The following is a 19,181-nucleotide window of genomic DNA, read 5'->3' as shown; positions in this document are numbered from 1 at the left end:
ATTCGTGATCGTCTGAGGCTTGGCTGAGCGTGGACTGAACAGAGTTTGCGGAGCGGCCAAGAAGGCCGACGACAAGGCGGCGGGCCGCTGGAAGCGCCCGCCGTCCAAATAAATTCCTGGGACAGCCATGCCCATAGGCCGCCGGCCATTCATTGACCGCAATCCTGCGAAACCCTTGCCGGAAGGGGAGCAGGATCATGCTGGACAGGATCGCCGAGTTCTTCATCTTCGGACTGGTGCCGCTGGCCGTTGGCATACTTGCCGTTCCGGATCGTTCCGTGGCTGCCGAAAAGACCCTCAAAGGCGAGGTGATGTATCGCGAGCGCATCGCGCTGCCGCCCAATGCCGTGCTTTCCGTGCAGCTTGCAGACGTGTCGCTGGCCGACGCGCCGGCAGCAATCATCGGCGAGCGCAAGGTGGTGCCGGCCGGCCAGGTGCCGATCAAGTTCGAGATCAGCTTCGACCCGCGGGTGATCCGGCCTGATATGACCTACGCGCTGCAGGCGCGCATCACTGTCGATGACCGGCTGCTATTCGTCGCCGATACGCGCCATCAGGTCGACCCGCTCAGCGACGCGCCACAGACCATCATGCTGAAAATGGCGGCGCCGGGCGACGAGCCGGCGGCACCTTCCGTGTTCGGCCAAAGCTGGCTGGTCGAATATATCGACGGCATCGGCGTGATTGCCGAGCCGCGGGCGACATTCCGCATCAGCGAAGCCGGCAAGGCCGGCGGCAGCGGCCCTTGCAACGTCTATTTCGCCACCGCCAGGATAAACGGATCGACGATCGCAATCAGCGACATCGGCTCGACCTTTAAGGCCTGCGCGCCTCAGGTCATGGCCGAGGAAAAGGCGCTGTTCGAGGCGCTGGCCAAAGCAGCATCCTACCACGTCGACGCCGGCAAGCTTGTCATCGCCGACAAAGATGGCCGCGACATCCTGCGCTTCAATGCCGCGAGCTAGCGCTTAGTCCGCGCCGATTGGCCCGCGCGGCAGCCGCATGTCGATCACGATGTGTTTCAGCGGGAATAGGCCGGGCAGAGGGCGCGTTAGTTCCACATAAAATGGCGGGTAAGGCAAAAGGGACGTTTGTCCCTTCGTTGAAGCCGCCAGAATGGCTGCGGCTCGTTCTGGCCTTAACTCAAAGGAGTCCAGACATGAAAACGCACACGCTTATCCTTGCCGCCACCGGTGCATCGCTCCTTGCCTTTACCGGCCTTGCCAAGGCGGACGACCATCTTGTCAATGCTCTTGACCACGGTCTCAAAGCGGACAGCCAACCGTTCCAGACCAACAAGGCCGGCCATAGCGGCGATCTCGCACCGGGGCAGGGCAGCCCGTTTTCAGGTGAAGAGACCAAGACCCCGTCCACCGACACGGAGGCGGCGAATGAACATGCGAACGTGAAGGAACGCCAGGCGAAATAGACTGACAGAACCCGCCGCTAGGGGGCGGCGGGCGACATGTATCAGGCGACGATGCCGCATCTCACGCGATATTTCTCAATTCGTCGCGAGTTTGAATACCGCGCCATAGTGATAGGGCGGCACATCAACCAGCTCGGCGAGCTTGAACCCGCTCGCTTCCACCGACGCGGTGGTCTGTTCGGGCGACAGCCTCAGCTCGGTCTTTGGCCCGCGCGGCTCGCCCAGGACCGTGGTTTGCTCGCGCGGATACTGGTGCCAGTTGACGATGGCAAAACGACCGGCAGGGCCAAGCGTCGCGCGCACGGCGCGGGCAAGGCGCGGCCGGTCCGGAACGCCATGGAAAGCGTTGGCCATGAAAACGAAGTCGACGGTCTGAGGCACCAGCCCGGCAAGCTCATAGGCGTCGCCCGCCACAAACTCGCAATTGCCCGCGCCGCCTTTGGCCAACCGCCGCCTTGCGACTTCGAGCAGATCGGCATCGATGTCGATGGCGATTACATGACGGGCGACCCTGGCGATTGGCAGCGTGAACCAGCCGTCGCCGCAGCAGAGATCGACCACGTCCGTGCCGGGCTTCATGCCTACTGCCGCCAGGACGCTGGCGGGCTCGGGCCACAGCGATTCCCACCAGCCGCTGGTTGGCATTTCGGTGCCCTGGAAGAAGCCGGGAATGGCGCTGGTCATGGCCTTGTCGGCTCCCCAAAATCCTCATTGTCGGGACGGCGTTTGATCCGCCCTCCGAGCTTAACGCACCGGTGACCCGTCGAGGAGCCTGAAGCTGAAAATGTCCGCTACTGCATGTCGCGCAGCAGCGTGCAGCGGTTTTGCGATACCGACATGCACCAAAACAAGAACCTGAAGCGCATCGCATGAGACCGGTCGAACGCGACGGGCTTTGGCGAAAAAGGCCGGCGTTGCGCCGGCCTTTTTTGATGGGGTTCGGATGCCGGGCTTAGCCGACGATCTCGGTATCCGAGAACCAGTATTTGATCTCTTGCGCGGCGGTTTCCGGCGCATCGGAACCGTGCACGGAGTTCTCGCCGATCGACAGTGCGTGCAGCTTGCGGATCGTGCCTTCGGCGGCGCTTGCCGGATTGGTGGCGCCCATCACTTCGCGGTTCTTGGCAATGGCGTTCTCGCCTTCCAGTACCTGCACGACTGTCGGGCCCGACGACATGGATTCGACCAGCTCGCCGAAGAACGGACGTTCCTTGTGCACGGCATAGAAACCTTCCGCCTCGCGGCGGCTCATCCACACCCGGCGCGAAGCGACGACGCGCAGGCCGGCATCTTCCAGTATCTTGGTGATAGCGCCGGTGAGATTGCGACGGGTCGCGTCCGGCTTGATCATGGAAAAGGTGCGTTCGAGCGCCATGGGGTCGTCCTTGTGATGGAGAGTGGAATTGAGGGTGGCGGGCTCTATACAAGCCGCCCGCCGCCTTGCCAAGGGGAGGCCGGCGCAGCGCGCATTTCTGCGCTGGGGCGGCGGACTTTCAAGTCGAACCATGCCGCTGCTCATCTTTTTGTTGAGATCGGATTTTCCGACAACCGGTACCCACTTTGGATCCGACCGACTGGCCGCCCTATAGCGCGTCGTCGTCAGCCTGACCCGACGTCGTCATAACTGCATCTCGATCGTCAGGTTGGCCGTGTCGCCAGCCCCGAGGCCTTCGCGGACCCGCACCGCGGTCTTGATCGGCAAGAGCAGGCTGCCGGATTTCTTGTCGGGAAACAGCGATGTCCGCCATCTGGTCTGGCCGATGACGGCCTCCACGCCAAGCGAGCCCCAGGGCCTTGCCATCCCAACCATCGCCGTCTTGATCCGGGCTCCAAGCTCCGGCGGCAGGGTCACGAAATGCCAGCCGCCCTTGCCCGGATAGACCCAGATCTCGGCCTGCATGTCGTAGCGAAACATTCTATGCACTTCCTCAGGTCAAGGCCTTCACGACCGGCTTTGCCATGGTGTCTTGCTGGCATGCTGACGATCGGCGAACCATCCATGATATCCACAGCCCTGCTGGGGAGGAGTCATTCTTCCCCGCAAGGAGGATGGCAGCGCTGCCATTCCACTACCGCCTTGTCACGATAGACGGCCGCCGCGTTTCCCAGCCTTCCCGTTCCAGTTCCGGCACGCTGTGGTTCTCGCTGGGGTAGCCGATGCAGAAGTAACCGATCAGTGTCCACTCCGGCGGCACGTCCAGGATCGTCGCCATCTCGGCCGGGTCGAGGATCGAGACCCAGCCCATGCCTATTCCCTCGGCGCGCGCCGCCAGCCACATCGTGTGGACCGCCATGACAGCGGAATAGTCTATGGTGGCTGGCATGGTCTGGCGGCCAAGCCCATGCCCTTGCTCGGTTGCGCGGTCGGCGAAAACCGCAAGCTGGCAGGGCGCCTCGTTCAGGCCGGCAAGTTTCAGGCGCCCATACAGCGCGGCGCGTTCACCGCAAAAATTTGCGAGTGCCTCCGCGTTGCAGCGCTCGAAGCATGCCCTGACGGCGGCGCGGCATGTTTCGCTCTCGACGATGACGAAGCGCCAAGGTTGGCTCAGCCCGACGGACGGCGCGGCGCTGGCAAGCTCGAGCAGCCGCTCCAGCGCCCCTTCCGGGAGCGGCGTCGGCTTGAACCGCCTGACGTCGCGCCGCCACAGGAAGAGCTTGGCAAGCCCGGCGCGAAAATCGGCCGGGAACTCTGGGTTTGCGGTCATGGCGCGCTGCCTCTGTTGTGGTTGCCCGGTTCGCCGGTTTTTCGTCTTGTTTGCTTCGATCCGGGCAGTGATGCGGCGCCTCAAGCGACACTTCGTCTACCCGCGTTGTCGCATTTCGCCGGGCGGGAATTCTAATGCATGTCGCGCAAAAGTGTGCAGCGGTTTTGCGGCAACGACAAACAAGTGCATGCCGCGCAAAGGTGTGCAGCGGTTTTGCGGTAACGACATGCATCAAAACAAGAACCTAAAGCGCGTCACATGAGGCCGGTCGAACGCGACGCGCTTTAGCCGAGGCCGGGCGACGTTGCCGTCATCTACGCCGTTGAACCTTGATCGGCAAACAAAACCCGCCTCGGCAAGCCGGGCGGGTCGTCGGTACGAATCAGCACCATACCGAAATTAGTAGCATAGCTGCCGGCACAAAGCAAGAACAGAATGTGGCGTTGCCGATGAAGCTGCCGAGCTTAACTTGCGAGCGGGGCGATCACTGCCGGCGCGACCGTGCGGCCGAGGCCGCCATGCAGATCGAGGCATCGTTCGAACCATTGAGCCACGACATCGCTGTCGTCGAGCAGCCGGTAGGGCGTGGCGATGCGCGCCCATTGCAGCGCGCCGAAAACGATGTAATCGGCAAATAGCGGCGACGGGCCGCCAATGAAGGGCTGATAGCCGAGCACTCCAGCGAGGCGCGGAAGCCGGCGAGCCCGGCGTCGCGGGTGGCGTAAACCGCCTCCAGGCACCTGCCGAAGCGCTGCTCGCGGTTCTGCCGGAAATAGGCGGCGTTCGCTTCGTCCTGCATGGCATGCAGGTCCAGTAGCGCCGCGGTGGTGACGTAGGGATGGATGGTCAGCTGCGACCAGCGTTCGATGAAGCGCGCCGTCGCCTTACCGCCGTCGCCGGAAAACAATGTCGGCCGCTCGGGATAGGTCTCCTCGAGATAGAGCGCGATGGCGAAGGAATCGGCGACCACCGTCTCGCCGTCGCGGATCACCGGAACGAGCTTCGAGACGCCGCCTTCCACCTTCGGCACTTCGAGGAAACGGGTCGGCACGCTGGCGATGTCGAGTCCCTTGTGGGCCAGCGCCATCGCCGCCTTCCAGCAATGTGGGCTGAATGGGCGAGCGGCGTCGCGTCCAACAAGGTCGTAGAGCAGAATGGTCATTGGCGGCAGCGTCCTTGCAGTCTAACTATGGCCGAAACAGACCCGCGCGAAACAGGGTCCCGCAGGTCGAGAGAAGAATGAAACAGCATTTCAGGATGTTTGCGGCCTACAATCAATGGGCCAACGGCCGCATCTACGATGCCGCCGCCGATCTCGACGAGGAAGAGTTCGACCGCAATGTCGGCGTCTTCTTCGGTTCGATGATGGGAACGCTCAACCATCTCCTGGCAGCCGACCGTATCTGGATGAAACGCTTCACCGGCGAGGGCGACGCGCCGGCAAGGCTCGACACGATCTTGCACCGCGCCGTGCCAGGCTTGCGGCTGGCGCGCGAGGCCGAGGACAAACGGATCATCGACTGGGTCGACGGCCTGAGCGACAAGGCGCTGTCGGGCCGCTTCTCCTACATGACCGTCTCGGATATGCGCACCGTCTCCCAGCGGCTGGCGCCGGCGCTCGACCACTTCTTCAACCACCAGACCCACCACCGCGGCCAGGCACATGCGATCCTGACCATTCTGGGCAAGCCAAGCCTCGGACTGGACCTGACGATGTTCCAGCGCAGCGAGGAGGGCAGGGCTTTCGCCTGAACCTGGGGCGGCTGGTGAAGCGGACGGTGGATAGAGGACGATCCGCCGAGATTGCAAAACGCGCCAAAACATTTTATGGAGCGGACGGTCGTGAGGGCGGCCGCTCCAGCAGCATTCAGCAGCAACAGCGAGAATTGGCACGCATGCCCAATGAACCCTTGCGCCTTGTGGCGTTCTTCGCCGTGGTCTTGGCGCTTCTCAACTCCGGTTATTATTTCCACCAGGGCGACATTGTCGCGACCATCTATTTCATGATCGGCGCCATTCTTGTGACCGCGGTGACGCGGATGAGCATCAGAAGGCAGCTGATTTAGGACCGATCTTCTTATCTGGCCGCCATCTCGACGGCTGGTTCGCTTCGACTGCGATCGAATTGAAAGCAAAGTCTTAGGACTTCGTTTGTGCTGTTGCTTCAAGGTAGCCGGCTGAAGCAGGAGCAAAAGCATGCAGATCGATTTGTCCCCGACGAGCTGGGGCAGGGTCGTGGCGGTTACCGTTGCGGGCACGGCGGTCTGCATTGCAGCCGCATTCCTCGTCGATTCCTTCAATTTCCCATATTTGTCGCCGGAAGCGCTGTGGCGGGCGCAGCTGACCGACCTGCTGCTGCCGCTTATCCTGGCCAGCTCGTTCTTCTTTTTCCTGATGTGGAAAATGCGCCAGCTGGCGATCGCGCAAAAGGCACTGGCCGTCGTCGCGGCGACCGACAGCCTGACGGCGGTGTTCAACCGGGGTGCGTTTTCCATGCTCGTCGAGGCCTATCTCGAACAGGCCCGCAGCCATTCTGTCGTTAATGCCGGCGCCTTGCTGATCGTCGATGCCGACCATTTCAAATCCGTCAACGACCGCCTCGGCCACGACTGCGGAGACCAGGCGCTCAAGCTGACCGCCAAGACAATCCAGGGCCAGCTACGCGGCGCCGATATCGTCGGCCGGATCGGCGGCGAGGAATTTGCGGTTTTCCTTCCCGGCGCAGATCCTTCGCAGTCCTGGCTGGTGGCGGAGACAATTCGCCGACGCGTCCGTGAGGCGGAGTTCTCGCCTGGCGGCCGGCCCTGTCCTCTCTCGGTCAGCATCGGCGGCGTCGCCTTCAGCGGGCCGACCACCTACGCCGAGATGTTCGTGGTGGCGGACAAGCACCTTTACAAGGCCAAATCGAACGGCAGCGATCAGGTCAGTTTCGAACCCTCGGCAGCGGGCGACCCGCCGGGCGGCGGCCCGATGACGGTCCACTGATGGTCGTTTCGGTCAGGCGGCGTAGCCGCCGAGGCCCCGGGCGACCGGCTTGACCGAGACCGCCGGCTGGGCGGCCGGCCAGAGGATGCCTGCCGTCACGGCGAAGGTGATCAGGGCGTCGCGTGCCGCTTCGGCCGAGATCTCGCCGGCACGTGCCGCCTCGCAGGCCTTTACCGCGGCGCCATAGCTCAGCCGCCGGCGCGAAGGCGGGAACTCGGTCAGGAATTCGTGCATCTCGGAGAACGAAGCGATCGTACGCTTGTAGCCGGCGCCAACGGTTAGGGCAACCGGAGTGGAAAACGTCCTGTCGTGCATTCTGGCCTCTCGAATGGGCGGAGGTCACGGCGGACGCCGTTCTCCGGTCTGGGGGGTCGGGCAGAAACGCGGGTCACGGCGCGAGGTTCCATGTTGCCGGGATTGTTTTTTCGCTGGCTCCGGGAGCGATCGCCGTGAGAGCGGCGCCAGCGGCGAGGCGGATGCCTATTTCCACATGCCACGCATGCGGGCGCCGAGGTCGACGCGCACCTGCGGCTGGCGGCGCGGATCGTCCGGGGCCTGGACGCTGGCCCAAGCCACCTGTTCGAAGGCGCCTAAGATCGAGCGCGGGATGAAGCGCGTGCGCGAGGCATAGACATAGCGGTCGCCGCGCGCCGCCTGGCCGTGGACGAAAAAGCGATGCGGCATGACCAGGTGCAGGCTGTCCTTGGCCCGCGTCATCGCCACGTAGAGCAGCCGCCGCTCCTCGTCGACGTCCTCCTTGCTGCCGACGCCGAGATCGATCGGGATGCAGCCGTCGACGGTGTTGAGCACGAAGACGTTCTTCCACTCCTGGCCCTTGGCCGAATGGATCGTCGACAGGATCAGATAATCCTCGTCGCGGTGCGGCGGGCCAGCCTCGTCGCTGGTCGCGTCAGGCGGATCGAGTGTCAGCTCGGTGAGGAAGCGCTCGCGCGACGCATAGCCGGAAGCGATCTGCTCGAGCTGCAGGAGATCGGCCCGGCGCGTCGTGGCATCCTCGTGGATGCGTTCCAGATGCGGCTCGTACCAGAGCCTGACCTGCTCGAGGTCGGCCGGCCATTTTTGCGTGCCGGCGCGCAGGCCGCAATAGAGCGCGACAAAGCCTGGCCAGTCGTCGGCGGCACGCTGCGGCGGCCGATAGCGGGCAAGCCCCATTGTCTCGTCGAGCGATGTCGCCATGGTCTCGACGATCGCATTGGCGGCCGAAGGGCCGATGCCCGGCAGAAGTTGCAGCACGCGAAAGCCGGCGACGCGGTCGCGCGGGTTCTCGGCAAAGCGCAGCACGGCCAGCAAGTCCTTGACGTGAGCTGCATCGAGAAATTTCAGCCCGCCGAACTTGACGAAGGGGATGTTGCGGCGCGTCAGCTCGATCTCCAGCGGGCCGCTATGGTGCGAGGCTCGAAACAGCACCGCCTGTGCTTTGAGAACGGTGCCGGCTTCGCGTTCGGTGAGTATCGCCTGGCAGACATAGCTCGCCTGCTCGGTCTCGTCGCGCACGCTCACCAGCTTCGGCTTGTCCGCCGATTTGCGCTCGGTCCAGAGATTTTTGGTGAAACGTTCCGACGCTTCGCCGATTACCGCATTGGCGGCCGCCAGGATCGTCTCGGTCGAGCGGTAGTTGCGCTCCAGCATGACGACTTCCGCCGGCTGTGCGAACTGCTTGGGAAAATCCAGGATATTGCGCACTTCCGCGGCGCGGAACGAATAGATCGACTGCGCGTCGTCGCCGACCACCGTCAGCCCCGATCCGTCGGGCTTGAGCGCCGTCAGGATCGATGCCTGCAGCCGGTTGGTGTCCTGGTATTCATCGACCAGCACATGATCGAAACGCGCACCCAGATGCGCGGCGATTTCCGGCTCGCCGGCCATCTGCGCCCAGTAGAGCAGCAGGTCGTCGTAATCGAGCACATTCTGCGCTTGCTTGGCCTCGACATATCTGGCGAATAATTGCTTCAGCTGTTCGGCCCAACCGGCGCACCACGGGAACACCGAACCCAACACCCCACCAAGCGGCGCCTGTGCGTTGACGGCGCGCGAATAGATCGCAAGGCAGGTGCCCTTGGTCGGGAAGCGGGCTTCGGTCTTCGAAAAACCCAACTCGTGGCGGGCGAGGTTCATCAGGTCGGCGGAATCCTCGCGGTCGTGGATGGTGAAGGCCGGATCGAGACCGATCTCCAGCGCATAATCGCGCAGCAGCCTGGCGCCGATGCCGTGGAACGTGCCGGCCCAGCTCAGCGCATCGGTGATCACCGAGGCATCGCGCCCCAGCACCTCGCCGGCAATGCGCTCGACCCGCTTGGCCATTTCCGCTGCGGCACGGCGCGAAAATGTCATCAAAAGGATCCGCCGCGGGTCAGCACCCCTGACGATCAGATGCGCGACCCGGTGCGCCAGCGTGTTGGTCTTGCCGGAGCCGGCGCCGGCAATCACCAGCAACGGCCCGGCGATCTTGCCGTCGCCATGTTCGACGGCAAGCCGCTGCTCGGCGTTGAGCTTCGCCAGATAGGCCGGCTGGAAGGACGAATCACGGGCGGCGAGGTTCATCGCCCATCAAGCATCGTTTCTGCTTTGTTCGCAACGGTTTGCGGGGCCGGAATAGGGCCCGTGAACGAAGAAGCCTTGCGGGCAGGCCTGTCGACTAACGCTCGGGCTCGACGCCCATGCTTGCCGATTGCCGCCGCAGCGCCTCGCGATCGTCCTGTGGCGGCGGCAACAGCAGCGGATCGAAATCGTCGGGCACCTCGTCGATCACTTTCCTGGCGACGCGATAAGCAACATAGACGATTGCCCCGGCGATGAGCAGACGGATCATGCCTTCCTCCATTGATTGTGCAGCAACCGGAGACGCGGCATTTTGTTCCCCGGCTCCTCGGCGAATGCGGGAACGACACCGGCCGCGCAACCAAATCGCCGACGCCTCGTTGTCGGGCGAGAGGAGACTGCGATGAAAAAGCGCTCAATCCTGCTGCTTATGGCAGCTCTGACAGTTGCGGGTTGCGACAACAACATCCAGCCGACCAAGGCCCCTGGCGATACGGTCGAGCAGAACCCGCAGGTCGACAAGAATCCGGTGCCGAAATCGACGACCGGCGGCGATCAGCCCGGCACGCCGCCGAAACAATGATCGCCTCAAATGGAGTCGGCTCCGGTCAAGGAAGGTGGCCGGCGCCGCTTGGGAGGAAGCTGATGGCGCCGGCCAGGCGGAGATCAGGCCCGCCGCACACCCAAGAATAGCTGAGTCTTTCCGCAGCGTCATGGGCGATAGCGTACAGACGGCACGCCCCTGTGGACAAACCTGCCGGCCACAGCAGCGTTTGTTCATCACATAGTTCGTTCTTCCCATGGAACAAAGCGGGCTGCTGCGTGTTTGGGTGTCGATCGGACGCTCCCAAGGCCGCCGTTCACGAAAGGGCCCGCTCTCCTTGTCCCCCCTCAGGATAGCGGGTTCTTTTTTGCGTTTTGCGGGACGTTGCGGCGCGCGGAGTCGACGTCACCTGCTTGCCGGTTTTCGCGCCTTATGCGGCGAACCGGGTTCAAGGCCTTGCGAAGCATGGTTGTCCCGTGCAAAAGCCCGGCCATGCTGATCATCAACGACCTTTCGCTCCGCATGGCCGGACGCCTGCTTCTCGACCATGCCTCACTGACCTTGCCGGCCGGCAGCAAGGCTGGCCTTGTCGGCCGCAACGGCACCGGCAAGACGACCCTGTTCAAGGCGATCACCGGCGACCTCGCCTCCGAGACCGGCTCGGTCAGCCTGCCCAAAAACACGCGCATCGGCCAGGTCGCGCAGGAAGCGCCGGGCACCGAGGAGCCGCTGATCGAGATCGTGCTCAAGGCCGACCTCGAACGGAGTGCCCTGCTCGAAGAGGAAAAGACGGCGACCGACCCGCACCGCATCGCCGACATCCACATGCGGCTGGCCGATATCGATGCACACTCCGCCGAGTCACGCGCGGCCACTATTCTCGCCGGCCTCGGCTTCGACGATGCCGCGCAGCGGCACCCGGCCTCGTCCTTCTCCGGCGGCTGGCGCATGCGCGTCGCGCTGGCCGCGGTGCTGTTTGCCGAGCCCGATCTGCTGCTGCTCGACGAGCCGACCAATTATCTCGACCTCGAAGGCACGCTCTGGCTGGAAAATTACGTGTCGAAATACCCGCATACCGTGCTGCTGATTTCGCACGATCGCGACCTGCTCAACCGCGCCGTCAATTCGATCGTCCATCTCGACCAGAAGAAGCTGACCTTCTGGCGCGGCGGCTACGACCAGTTCGAGCGCCAATACACCGAGCAGCGCGAATTGCAGGAGAAGGGCCGCGTCAAGCAGGAAGCCGCGCGCAAGCACATGGAATCCTTCGTCGAGCGCTTCCGCGCCAAGGCATCGAAGGCGAGGCAGGCGCAGTCGCGCATCAAGGCGCTGGAGAAGATGAAGCCAATCGCCGCGATCGTGAACGACACGGTGCGGCCGTTCTCCTTTCCGGAGCCGGTGAAGACGGTGGCCTCGCCGATCATTGCGCTCAACAACGTCAACGTCGGCTACACCGAGGGCGAGCCGATCCTGAAGAAGATGACGCTGCGTATCGATGCCGACGATCGCATCGCGCTGCTCGGCGCAAACGGCAACGGCAAGTCGACTTTCGCCAAGCTGTTGGCCGGCCGGCTGAAGCCGGAGACCGGCAGCATGACGGTGGCGCCCGGGCTGAAGGTGGCAATCTTCGCCCAGCACCAGCTCGACGACCTCAGGCCCGATGAAAACGCCTATGAGCATGTCCGCCGGCTGATGCCGGATGCGCCGGAATCCAAGGTGCGCGGCCGTGTCGCCCAGTTCGGCCTGACCACCGAAAAGATGAACACCGCCGCCAAGGATCTGTCCGGCGGCGAAAAGGCGCGGCTCCTGATGGGCCTGTCGGCCTTCGAGGGGCCGAACCTTTTCATCCTCGACGAGCCGACCAACCATCTCGACATCGACAGCCGTGAATCGCTGATCCATGCGCTGAACGATTTTCCCGGCGCCGTCATCCTGATCTCGCACGACCGCCATCTGCTCGAAGCGACCGCCGACCGGCTGTGGCTGGTCAAGGACGGCGCGGTCAATCCGTATGACGGTGACCTCGAGGATTACAAGACGCTGGTCACCGGCGTCTCCGGCGACCGCCGCGGCAAGCGCGAGGCGGACAAAGCGTCGAAGGCCGACCGCCGCCGCGATGCAGCCGCGCGCCGTGCCGCCTTCGAGCCGCTCGCCAAGGAAATCCGCGCCACCGAAGCGCTGATGGACCGCCTCCGCAAGCGCATCGACCTGATCGAGGACGAACTCGCCAACCCGGCCGTCTACGAAAAGGACCCCTCGACCGCGACAAGGCTGGCCAAGGAGCGCTCACAACTCGCGCAACAGCTGGCCGGCCACGAGGAAAAATGGCTGTCGATGTCGGCCGAGTACGAGGAAGGCACCGCGGAGTAGCTGAGCGTAGTCTCCCGACTTGGGGACCCTTGGGGGGAGATCGGCTCGTCATCTGGCCCTACACCTAGTAGCCCAAAGCAGCTAGTTTGCGCCCATGAATCAGCACGCCAAGCTCAAAATCGGCCACTCGGCCTGTCCGCATGATTGCCCGTCGACCTGCGCGCTCGAGGTCGAGCTGCTCGACGCCAGGCGTATCGGCCGCGTCCATGGCGCCAAGGCCAACAGCTATACGGCCGGCGTCATCTGCGCCAAGGTCGCCCGTTACGCCGATCGCGTCCATCATCCCGACCGCCTGCTGAAGCCGCTGGTGCGGGCCGGCGCCAAGGGCGACGGCGCCTGGAAGGACGCGAGCTGGGCGGCAGCGCTCGACCTTGTCGCCGAGAAGTTCATTGCCGCCGAGGCGAAGTACGGGTCGGAGACGGTCTGGCCGTACTACTATGCCGGCACGATGGGGCTGGTGCAGCGCGACGGCATCGAACGGCTGCGCCATGCGAAAAAATATTCCGGCTTCTTCGGTTCGATCTGCACCAATCTGGCCTGGACCGGCTGGATGATGGGCGCCGGCGCGCTGCGCGGTCCCGACCCGCGCGAGATGGGCAAATCCGACTGCGTGGTGATCTGGGGCACCAACGCCGTGGTCACGCAGGTCAACGTCATGACCCACGCCATCAAGGCGCGCAAGGAACGCGGCGCCAAGATCGTCGTCATCGACGTCTACGAAAATGCAACGATGAAGCAGGCCGATCTCGGCCTGGTGCTGAAGCCCGGCACCGACGGCGCGCTGGCCTGCGCGGTGATGCACGTGCTGTTCCGTGACGGCATGGCCGACCGCGCCTATCTGGAGAAATACACCGACGATCCGCACGGTCTGGAAGCGCATCTTCAGACAAGGACGCCGCAATGGGCCGCTGACATCACCGGGCTTTCGGTCGACGAAATCGGGGCCTTCGCCCGTCTCGTCGGCACGACGAAGAAGACCTATTTCCGCCTCGGCTACGGTTTTTCGCGGCAGCGCAACGGTTCGGTCAACATGCATGCCGCGGCCTCGATCGCGGCGGTCACCGGCTGCTGGCAGTATGAGGGAGGCGGCGCCTTCCATTCCAATTCCGGTATCTTCAAGCTCAACCAGGAGCTGCTGGAAGGCACCAAGATGCGCGATCCCTCGATCCGCCATCTCGACCATTCGCGCATCGGCCCGGTGCTGACCGGCGCCAGGGATGCGCTCTATGGCGGTCCGCCGGTGACGGCGCTGCTGATCCAGAACACCAATCCGGTGAATGTCGCACCCGAGCAGCGGCTGGTGAAGCAGGGCTTCCTGCGCGACGACCTCTTCACCTGTGTGCACGAGCAGTTCATGACCGACACGGCAAAGCTCGCCGATGTGGTGCTGCCGGCGACGATGTTTCTCGAGCATGACGACGTCTACAAGGGTGGCGGCAACCAGCACATCACGCTCGGGCCGAAGCTGATCGACCCGCCGGAAGGTCCGCACACCAACCATTTCGTCATCGAGGAGCTCGGCAAACGGCTCGGTGTCGCCGATCGCCCGGGCTTCGGCATGACCGAGCAGCAGCATATCGATATCATTCTGGGCAAGCGCGGGCTGGGCAGCTTTTCGAGCCTGAAAGAGCAGAAATGGCTCGACCTGCAGCCGGATTTCGCGGCCGCGCATTTCCTGGACGGCTTCGGCCATGCCGACAAGAAATTCCATTTTCGCGCCGACTGGACGGGGCAGGCAGCGCCCAACCGGCCGCCGAAAAGCATGGGCCTGTTCGGGCCTGTGGAGCAGTTGCCGGAATTTCCCGATCATGTCGATCTGATCGAGGTCGCCGACGAGGCGCATCCGTTTCGGCTGACGACCTCGCCGGCGCGCAATTTCCTCAATTCGACCTTTGCCGAAACGCCGGTGTCGCAGGCAAAAGAGCGCCGGCCGGAGTTGCTCCTGCATCCCGATGATGCGGCGGCACTCGGCCTCGCCGACGGCGGACGTGTCGAAGTCGGCAACCAGCGTGGCGAAGTGGTGCTGCACGCAAAACTGTTCGACGGCATCAAGCGCGGCGTGGTCGTCGCCGAAGGCATCTGGCCGAACAGCGCCCATGAGCGCGGCGAGGGCATCAACGTGCTGACCGGCGCCGATGCGCCGGCGCCCTATGGCGGCGCCGCCTTCCACGACAACAAGGTCTGGCTGCGCCCGGCGGGTTGAGCGTCGGAACGATATCTCCACCCGGCCGTTTTCGCGTGGCGGGTGGAGGCATTGTCATGGCGGAAGTGTTGCCGGCGCCGGATCCCATCGGAAGGACATTGTCGTCCGGCGAACTCGTAACCACGATGTCCCACTTTCATCGCGCCGAGATTGCGCGCATGGCCGGGTGGCGCGACCGCCTGGACCGGACGAGCAACTGGGCGATAACCGTTGTAGCGGCGATGCTCTCCGTCTCGCTTTCGACAGCCAGCGCTCACCATGGCGTGCTGCTGTTTGCCATGCTGCTTGTCCTGCTGCTGCTGTGGATAGAGGCCCGCCGATATCGCTTTTTCGACTTCTATCGGGCTCGCGTGCGCCAATTCGAACGGCACTATTTCGCGCAGATATTCTCGCCGCAGCCGGACTTCGCGTCCGATTGGCTGTTGATCGTCGGCGAGAGCCTGCGCGCGCCGAAATTCCTGATTTCGCAACGCGTGGCTTTGGCGCGCCGCCTGCGTCGCAATTACATCTACATGCTGCTGATTCTGCTGCTGGCCTGGATCCTCAAACTGTCGACCCCCAGTCTTCTGACCGAAGGCGTCCCCATCGGCTTCGTCGGGTCGATGCGTGAGGCCGTCGCCAGTGCTGCGCTGGGTCCAGTTCCTGGTGGCGCCATCGTCGTGCTGGTCGCCATCCTCTATGCAGGCCTGCTGGTGACAGCCTTTTTGACAGAGAGCGACGACGGCGAACTCTCCTTCGGTGACGTTCACGTCTAGCAACGCAACGCCCTGTCGCGCGTTGTTGGACACGAGCATTTGGGCGATGGGGGTTTCATGGCTTGGCAGGCTCCGACACGTTCCAGCCTGGCGCTGTTGGTTTGCGCTTTCGTCCCCGCAGGCGAGGCCGGGGCAGCGGAGACGCTTGTTGCCGGGACCAAGGCCTCCGGCATGGGTGGCTCGGGCGAAGGCGCTTTCGTCGCCGAGATTGTGCTTCTGCTGCTTGTCGGGCGCGGCCTGGGCGAAGTGTTGCAGCGCTATGGCCAGCCGGCAATCATGGGCCAACTCATCGGCGGCATCCTGCTCGGTCCTTCGCTGTTCGGCTGGCTGTGGCCGTCGGCCCAGCACCTGATCTTTCCCCCCGATCCCGCGCAAAAGGGCATGATCGACGCCGTCTCGCAGCTCGGCATCCTGATGCTGCTTTTGCTGACCGGCATGGAGACGGACCTGCGGCTGGTACGCCGGGTTGGCGCGGCCTGTTTTTCCATTTCGGCTACCGGCGTCGTGATGCCCTTCATCTGCGGTTTCGCGCTGGCGCAGTTCCTGCCGGACGCATTGCTGCCCAACCCGACGCAACGCACCGTTGCCGGGCTGTTCCTGGGCACCGCGCTGTCGATCTCGTCAGTCAAGATCGTCGCCATGGTGGTGCGCGAGATGAACTTCATGCGCCGCAACCTCGGACAGGTGATTATCTCCTCGGCGATCATCGAGGACACGATCGGCTGGCTGGTCATCGCCGTTACCTTCGGCATCGCCACCAAGGGCAGGCTGCAGCTCGTACCGCTGGCGACCACCATCGCCGCCGTGGCACTGTTCATGGTGTTCTCCTTCACCATTGGCCGCCGTCTTGTCTTCACCTTGATCCGCTGGACCAACGATCAATTCCGCAGTGAGTTTGCGGTGATCACCATGATCCTTATCATCATGGGCGTCATGGCGCTGATCACCAACATGATAGGCGTCCATACGGTGCTGGGGGCGTTCGTCGCCGGCATCCTTGTCGGGGAATCGCCTATCCTCTCCAGCCATATCGAAGGCCAGCTGCGCGGCGTCATCACCGCGCTGTTCATGCCGATCTTCTTCGGCATGGCGGGGCTTTCCGCCGATCTCACAGTGCTCGCCGACCCGACGCTTGCCATGCTGACGGGCGCACTTGTGGTCATCGCCAGCATCGGCAAGTTCGGCGGCGCATTCATCGGCGCCAAGCTCGCCGCCATGTCGTTCAAGGAAGCAATCGCCGTCGGCAGTGCAATGAACGCGCGCGGCTCGACCGAGGTGATCGTCGCCAGCATCGGCCTGTCGATGAACATCCTGTCGCACAACCTCTTCACCATGATCGTCACCATGGCCGTGATCACCACCTTGGCCATGCCGCCGATGCTGCGCTGGGCGCTCGGCCGGCTGCCGGTTGGGCATGACGAGCAGCAGCGTGTCGAGCGCGAGGCGTTGGACGAATACGGCTTCATTTCCAGGTTGGAGCGGCTGCTGGTGTTGGTCGACGACAGCAGGATCGGCAAGTTCACTGCCTATCTCGCCGGACTGGTCGGTGGAGGCAGCGGCATGCCCACCACCTTGCTTCGCCTGCCCACCACCTTGCTTCAGCCGAAAGACGGCCGAGTTGACAGGCCGACCGACAGCAAGGGACAGGAGCGCGCCCTGCAGGAAATCAAGAAGGGCGCAAAAAAAAGCGCTCAGGCGGTGAAACGGATCGAAGATACGCTTGTCGACAAAGTCCACCTGACGGCCCGCACCGAATTGGAGGCCACGGGTGAGACGATCGCCGAAGAGGCCCGCAAGGGATACGGTCTGTTGCTGGTCGGCCTTGACAATGTGCTGACCGCCGATGGCGCCTTCGCGCCGGCCCTCAACGACATTGCCGCAGGATTTGACGGCCCGCTTTGCCTGGTCCTGAACGGCGGCAATGCTGCCGAAAAGATGCCGACGCTGAAGGCCGGAACCAGCATTCTCGTCCCCGTCAACGGTACCCAGGTGGCGCGTCGCGCCGCCGACTTGGCGCTGGCGCTGGCCCGTCCAAACCGGGCACGGATCAAAGTTCTCTACGTTTCGCAAAAGGCAGCCAAGGGCCGCAGGTCGACATCGGTGTCGCATAGCCGCGAAGAGGCCGTGCTGAAAGACATCGCCGATTTGGCGGGCCGCTACGGCCTGCATATCGACACAGCGTTCCATACCCGCGTCACACCCGACAAGGCCATCACCCGGGAGGCGGCCAACGGCGCGGCGATCGTCGTGATGGGCGTCACCCAACGTCCGGGTGGGGACCTGTTCTTCGGCGAAACCGCCGGCGCTGTTTTGGCCGCCTGCAATTGCCCCGTCGTGCTTCTGGCCAGCGCGCGGCCCAAGCATGACGCCGCTGGCGCTGAGCTGGCGGCGTGATTTTCATGGCGCGCACTGACCCGTCGGTAGACATGTCGATTGAGGCTCTGAAGCGCTGATCAGTCAAACGTAAAGAACTCGAACCGAACGGTTCGGTTCTGTTGACGGAGCGTACAGGAAAGGGTGAACGCCGGCTCCCAGAATGTTCGCCAAGAAAATCACCAATGACCGCGTAACCAATTGACAATAAAGAAGAACAGTGTGGCGGAAGGAGCCGCATGTCGAATTTCAAGCGGCCAATTTGGCGCACCCGAACAAAATTTTCGTGATTGGAAACGACAGGCTTGCCGACCCATCTCGGGGTGGTCCGAGCGACGCGAATTCCTCCCAAGGCACGCCACTTGACGGACAGAACAAAGACTACCGGAGTACCCGAAATGACCAAGATCGCTCTTACCGCCGCCGCCATCCTTGTTGCCACCGGCACTGCTTTTGCCGGCAGCGACCATTATGGCTCGGACAACGTCAACCAGCCGGCCGCTCCTGCTGCCAACGTCGACAACACGTTTACCGGCTCGATCCGCAAGCCGGTTACTTCCGAGCATGCTGGTGCCAAGACGACTTCCGAGTCGGTGGCGCCTGAATCCGGCCAAGGCATCTGGGGCCGCTGATTATCACGGCCCCGGAGCACAAAGAGCGGCGGGCTTGGCCCGCCGCTCTTGTTTGGTGCGAAGCGGGTTTGGCCGAAGGTCGGCGATCCCCCGGCCTGCCAGGCAATCCCTAGCGAAGATCCTTCGGCCAGATGCAGTGCGTCAGCCGGGCGCCGCCGAAGGTGAGACCGGCCCAATCGCCATCGACGTCAAACCGAGCCAGGGCCGCGGTCGGGAATTTATCCGCCAGTTTTTTCAGCGCCGCTTCATCCGATCCAGCCCCGGCAAGACCGCGCGCGAACTCCTCCAACCCGGGATTGTGGCCGAGCAGCAGCAGCGTTCCGGTTCCCGCCTTTACTTGCCGCACCTTGGCGAGGATGTCCGCCGCCGCTGCCTCGTAGAGCGCCTGGGCAAATTTGACCTGCACCTTCGCCGGCAATTCCGCCGAGAGCAGCCGCCACGTGTCGCGGGTGCGCAGCGCCGGCGATACCAGCGCCAGCTCCGGCAGCCAGCCGCGCCGGGCCAGTTCGCGTCCGACCAGCGGCGCTGCCTTCAGCCCGCGCGCGGACAGCGGCCGGTCGAAGTCGATGAGGTCGGGATCGTCCCAACTCGACTTGGCGTGACGCAGCAGCAGCAGTTGCTTCATG

General features: G+C 63.7%; 19 protein-coding genes and 1 pseudogene. 11 read left to right on the top strand and 9 right to left on the bottom strand.

Annotated features, from left to right (window positions below; translation table 11 throughout):
• Nucleotides 1-197: 197 nt before the first annotated feature.
• Together NKH17_RS22150 and NKH17_RS22145 are read left to right on the top strand one after the other, a co-directional pair.
• Nucleotides 198-965, top strand: a complete 768-nt coding sequence (locus tag NKH17_RS22150; RefSeq protein WP_352479259.1) for a YbaY family lipoprotein — start codon at nt 198-200, stop codon at nt 963-965.
• A 194-nt stretch (nt 966-1,159) separates the two neighbouring features.
• Nucleotides 1,160-1,429, top strand: coding sequence for a hypothetical protein (locus NKH17_RS22145; protein WP_254820285.1), 270 nt, complete (start codon nt 1,160-1,162; stop codon nt 1,427-1,429).
• A 75-nt stretch (nt 1,430-1,504) separates the two neighbouring features.
• Here NKH17_RS22145 and NKH17_RS22140 read toward each other — a convergent pair whose 3' ends face one another.
• From NKH17_RS22140 to NKH17_RS22120, 5 genes and pseudogenes are all read right to left on the bottom strand, one after another.
• Nucleotides 1,505-2,113, bottom strand: a complete 609-nt coding sequence (locus NKH17_RS22140; RefSeq protein WP_352479260.1) for a class I SAM-dependent methyltransferase — start codon at nt 2,111-2,113, stop codon at nt 1,505-1,507.
• Nucleotides 2,114-2,381: 268 nt separating this feature from the next.
• On the bottom strand, nt 2,382-2,804 hold the full coding sequence (ndk, locus tag NKH17_RS22135; protein WP_023677669.1) for a nucleoside-diphosphate kinase: 423 nt from the start codon (nt 2,802-2,804) through the stop codon (nt 2,382-2,384).
• A 243-nt stretch (nt 2,805-3,047) separates the two neighbouring features.
• Nucleotides 3,048-3,344 (bottom strand): DUF1905 domain-containing protein, encoded by a 297-nt coding sequence (locus NKH17_RS22130; protein ID WP_352479261.1) that lies wholly within the window; start codon nt 3,342-3,344, stop codon nt 3,048-3,050.
• A gap of 154 nt (nt 3,345-3,498) precedes the next feature.
• A complete protein-coding gene (gene bluB / locus NKH17_RS22125; RefSeq protein WP_352507903.1) occupies nt 3,499-4,134 on the bottom strand; it encodes a 5,6-dimethylbenzimidazole synthase in 636 nt (211 codons plus the stop codon).
• 464 nt (nt 4,135-4,598) lie between these two features.
• Nucleotides 4,599-5,296 (bottom strand): annotated as a pseudogene (locus NKH17_RS22120) (glutathione S-transferase family protein).
• A 77-nt stretch (nt 5,297-5,373) separates the two neighbouring features.
• Between NKH17_RS22120 and NKH17_RS22115 the strand changes: the two are divergent.
• From NKH17_RS22115 to NKH17_RS22105, 3 genes are all read left to right on the top strand, one after another.
• Nucleotides 5,374-5,886: a DinB family protein gene (locus NKH17_RS22115; RefSeq protein WP_352479264.1), complete on the top strand. Its 513-nt coding sequence runs from the start codon at nt 5,374-5,376 to the stop codon at nt 5,884-5,886.
• A gap of 14 nt (nt 5,887-5,900) precedes the next feature.
• Nucleotides 5,901-6,200, top strand: coding sequence for a hypothetical protein (locus NKH17_RS22110; RefSeq protein WP_352479265.1), 300 nt, complete (start codon nt 5,901-5,903; stop codon nt 6,198-6,200).
• Nucleotides 6,201-6,330: 130 nt separating this feature from the next.
• Entirely contained in the window at nt 6,331-7,119 is a 789-nt protein-coding gene (locus NKH17_RS22105) for a GGDEF domain-containing protein (protein WP_352896826.1), read from the top strand.
• Between the two features lie 12 nt (nt 7,120-7,131).
• Here NKH17_RS22105 and NKH17_RS22100 read toward each other — a convergent pair whose 3' ends face one another.
• The 3 genes from NKH17_RS22100 to NKH17_RS22090 all read right to left on the bottom strand — a co-directional run bounded on the left by NKH17_RS22100 (nt 7,132) and on the right by NKH17_RS22090 (nt 9,949).
• Nucleotides 7,132-7,434, bottom strand: coding sequence for a DUF982 domain-containing protein (locus tag NKH17_RS22100; RefSeq protein ID WP_352452964.1), 303 nt, complete (start codon nt 7,432-7,434; stop codon nt 7,132-7,134).
• A 165-nt stretch (nt 7,435-7,599) separates the two neighbouring features.
• The gene (locus NKH17_RS22095) at nt 7,600-9,681 is read right to left on the bottom strand and encodes an ATP-dependent helicase (RefSeq protein ID WP_352896824.1); all 2,082 of its coding nucleotides are present in this window, start codon (nt 9,679-9,681) and stop codon (nt 7,600-7,602) included.
• Between the two features lie 94 nt (nt 9,682-9,775).
• Complete coding sequence (locus NKH17_RS22090) at nt 9,776-9,949, bottom strand: hypothetical protein (RefSeq protein WP_254820276.1); 174 nt, start codon at nt 9,947-9,949, stop codon at nt 9,776-9,778.
• A 132-nt stretch (nt 9,950-10,081) separates the two neighbouring features.
• On the opposite strand from NKH17_RS22090, the gene NKH17_RS22085 reads away from it, so the two are divergent.
• The 6 genes from NKH17_RS22085 (at nt 10,082) to NKH17_RS22060 (ending at nt 18,555) form a co-directional block, all read left to right on the top strand.
• A complete protein-coding gene (locus NKH17_RS22085; protein ID WP_254820275.1) occupies nt 10,082-10,261 on the top strand; it encodes a hypothetical protein in 180 nt (59 codons plus the stop codon).
• 453 nt (nt 10,262-10,714) lie between these two features.
• Nucleotides 10,715-12,592 (top strand): ABC-F family ATP-binding cassette domain-containing protein, encoded by a 1,878-nt coding sequence (locus NKH17_RS22080; RefSeq protein ID WP_352896823.1) that lies wholly within the window; start codon nt 10,715-10,717, stop codon nt 12,590-12,592.
• Nucleotides 12,593-12,686: 94 nt separating this feature from the next.
• The gene (locus NKH17_RS22075; RefSeq protein ID WP_352896821.1) at nt 12,687-14,795 is read left to right on the top strand and encodes a molybdopterin-containing oxidoreductase family protein; all 2,109 of its coding nucleotides are present in this window, start codon (nt 12,687-12,689) and stop codon (nt 14,793-14,795) included.
• Nucleotides 14,796-14,851: 56 nt separating this feature from the next.
• A complete protein-coding gene (locus tag NKH17_RS22070; RefSeq protein ID WP_352802630.1) occupies nt 14,852-15,550 on the top strand; it encodes a DUF2270 domain-containing protein in 699 nt (232 codons plus the stop codon).
• A 171-nt stretch (nt 15,551-15,721) separates the two neighbouring features.
• On the top strand, nt 15,722-17,944 hold the full coding sequence (locus NKH17_RS22065) for a cation:proton antiporter domain-containing protein (protein WP_502910618.1): 2,223 nt from the start codon (nt 15,722-15,724) through the stop codon (nt 17,942-17,944).
• Between the two features lie 377 nt (nt 17,945-18,321).
• Complete coding sequence (locus tag NKH17_RS22060) at nt 18,322-18,555, top strand: DUF680 domain-containing protein (protein ID WP_352507893.1); 234 nt, start codon at nt 18,322-18,324, stop codon at nt 18,553-18,555.
• A 109-nt stretch (nt 18,556-18,664) separates the two neighbouring features.
• Here the strand turns inward: NKH17_RS22060 and NKH17_RS22055 are convergent, their stop codons facing one another.
• The gene (locus NKH17_RS22055) at nt 18,665-19,180 is read right to left on the bottom strand and encodes a SixA phosphatase family protein (RefSeq protein WP_352802522.1); all 516 of its coding nucleotides are present in this window, start codon (nt 19,178-19,180) and stop codon (nt 18,665-18,667) included.
• Between the last annotated feature and the right edge of the window lies 1 nt (nt 19,181).

This window comes from Mesorhizobium sp. M1334 (assembly GCF_040317995.1).
GTDB lineage: Bacteria > Pseudomonadota > Alphaproteobacteria > Rhizobiales > Rhizobiaceae > Mesorhizobium.
This window is presented reverse-complemented; position numbering and strand designations above follow the sequence as displayed.

Excerpts from the sequence above, each read along its gene's own strand:
- NKH17_RS22140 (WP_352479260.1), bottom strand. The coding sequence starts at position 2,113 with ATGACCAGCGCCATTCCCGGCTTCTTCCAGGGCACCGAAATGCCAACC.
- NKH17_RS22060 (WP_352507893.1), top strand. The coding sequence starts at position 18,322 with ATGACCAAGATCGCTCTTACCGCCGCCGCCATCCTTGTTGCCACCGGC.
- NKH17_RS22085 (WP_254820275.1), top strand. The coding sequence starts at position 10,082 with ATGAAAAAGCGCTCAATCCTGCTGCTTATGGCAGCTCTGACAGTTGCG.
- NKH17_RS22150 (WP_352479259.1), top strand. The coding sequence starts at position 198 with ATGCTGGACAGGATCGCCGAGTTCTTCATCTTCGGACTGGTGCCGCTG.
- NKH17_RS22055 (WP_352802522.1), bottom strand. The coding sequence starts at position 19,180 with ATGAAGCAACTGCTGCTGCTGCGTCACGCCAAGTCGAGTTGGGACGAT.
- NKH17_RS22075 (WP_352896821.1), top strand. The coding sequence starts at position 12,687 with ATGAATCAGCACGCCAAGCTCAAAATCGGCCACTCGGCCTGTCCGCAT.
- NKH17_RS22145 (WP_254820285.1), top strand. The coding sequence starts at position 1,160 with ATGAAAACGCACACGCTTATCCTTGCCGCCACCGGTGCATCGCTCCTT.
- NKH17_RS22080 (WP_352896823.1), top strand. The coding sequence starts at position 10,715 with ATGCTGATCATCAACGACCTTTCGCTCCGCATGGCCGGACGCCTGCTT.
- bluB (WP_352507903.1), bottom strand. The coding sequence starts at position 4,134 with ATGACCGCAAACCCAGAGTTCCCGGCCGATTTTCGCGCCGGGCTTGCC.
- NKH17_RS22095 (WP_352896824.1), bottom strand. The coding sequence starts at position 9,681 with ATGAACCTCGCCGCCCGTGATTCGTCCTTCCAGCCGGCCTATCTGGCG.
- NKH17_RS22130 (WP_352479261.1), bottom strand. The coding sequence starts at position 3,344 with ATGTTTCGCTACGACATGCAGGCCGAGATCTGGGTCTATCCGGGCAAG.
- ndk (WP_023677669.1), bottom strand. The coding sequence starts at position 2,804 with ATGGCGCTCGAACGCACCTTTTCCATGATCAAGCCGGACGCGACCCGT.
- NKH17_RS22115 (WP_352479264.1), top strand. The coding sequence starts at position 5,374 with ATGAAACAGCATTTCAGGATGTTTGCGGCCTACAATCAATGGGCCAAC.
- NKH17_RS22065 (WP_502910618.1), top strand. The coding sequence starts at position 15,722 with ATGGGTGGCTCGGGCGAAGGCGCTTTCGTCGCCGAGATTGTGCTTCTG.
- NKH17_RS22070 (WP_352802630.1), top strand. The coding sequence starts at position 14,852 with ATGGCGGAAGTGTTGCCGGCGCCGGATCCCATCGGAAGGACATTGTCG.
- NKH17_RS22090 (WP_254820276.1), bottom strand. The coding sequence starts at position 9,949 with ATGATCCGTCTGCTCATCGCCGGGGCAATCGTCTATGTTGCTTATCGC.
- NKH17_RS22105 (WP_352896826.1), top strand. The coding sequence starts at position 6,331 with ATGCAGATCGATTTGTCCCCGACGAGCTGGGGCAGGGTCGTGGCGGTT.
- NKH17_RS22100 (WP_352452964.1), bottom strand. The coding sequence starts at position 7,434 with ATGCACGACAGGACGTTTTCCACTCCGGTTGCCCTAACCGTTGGCGCC.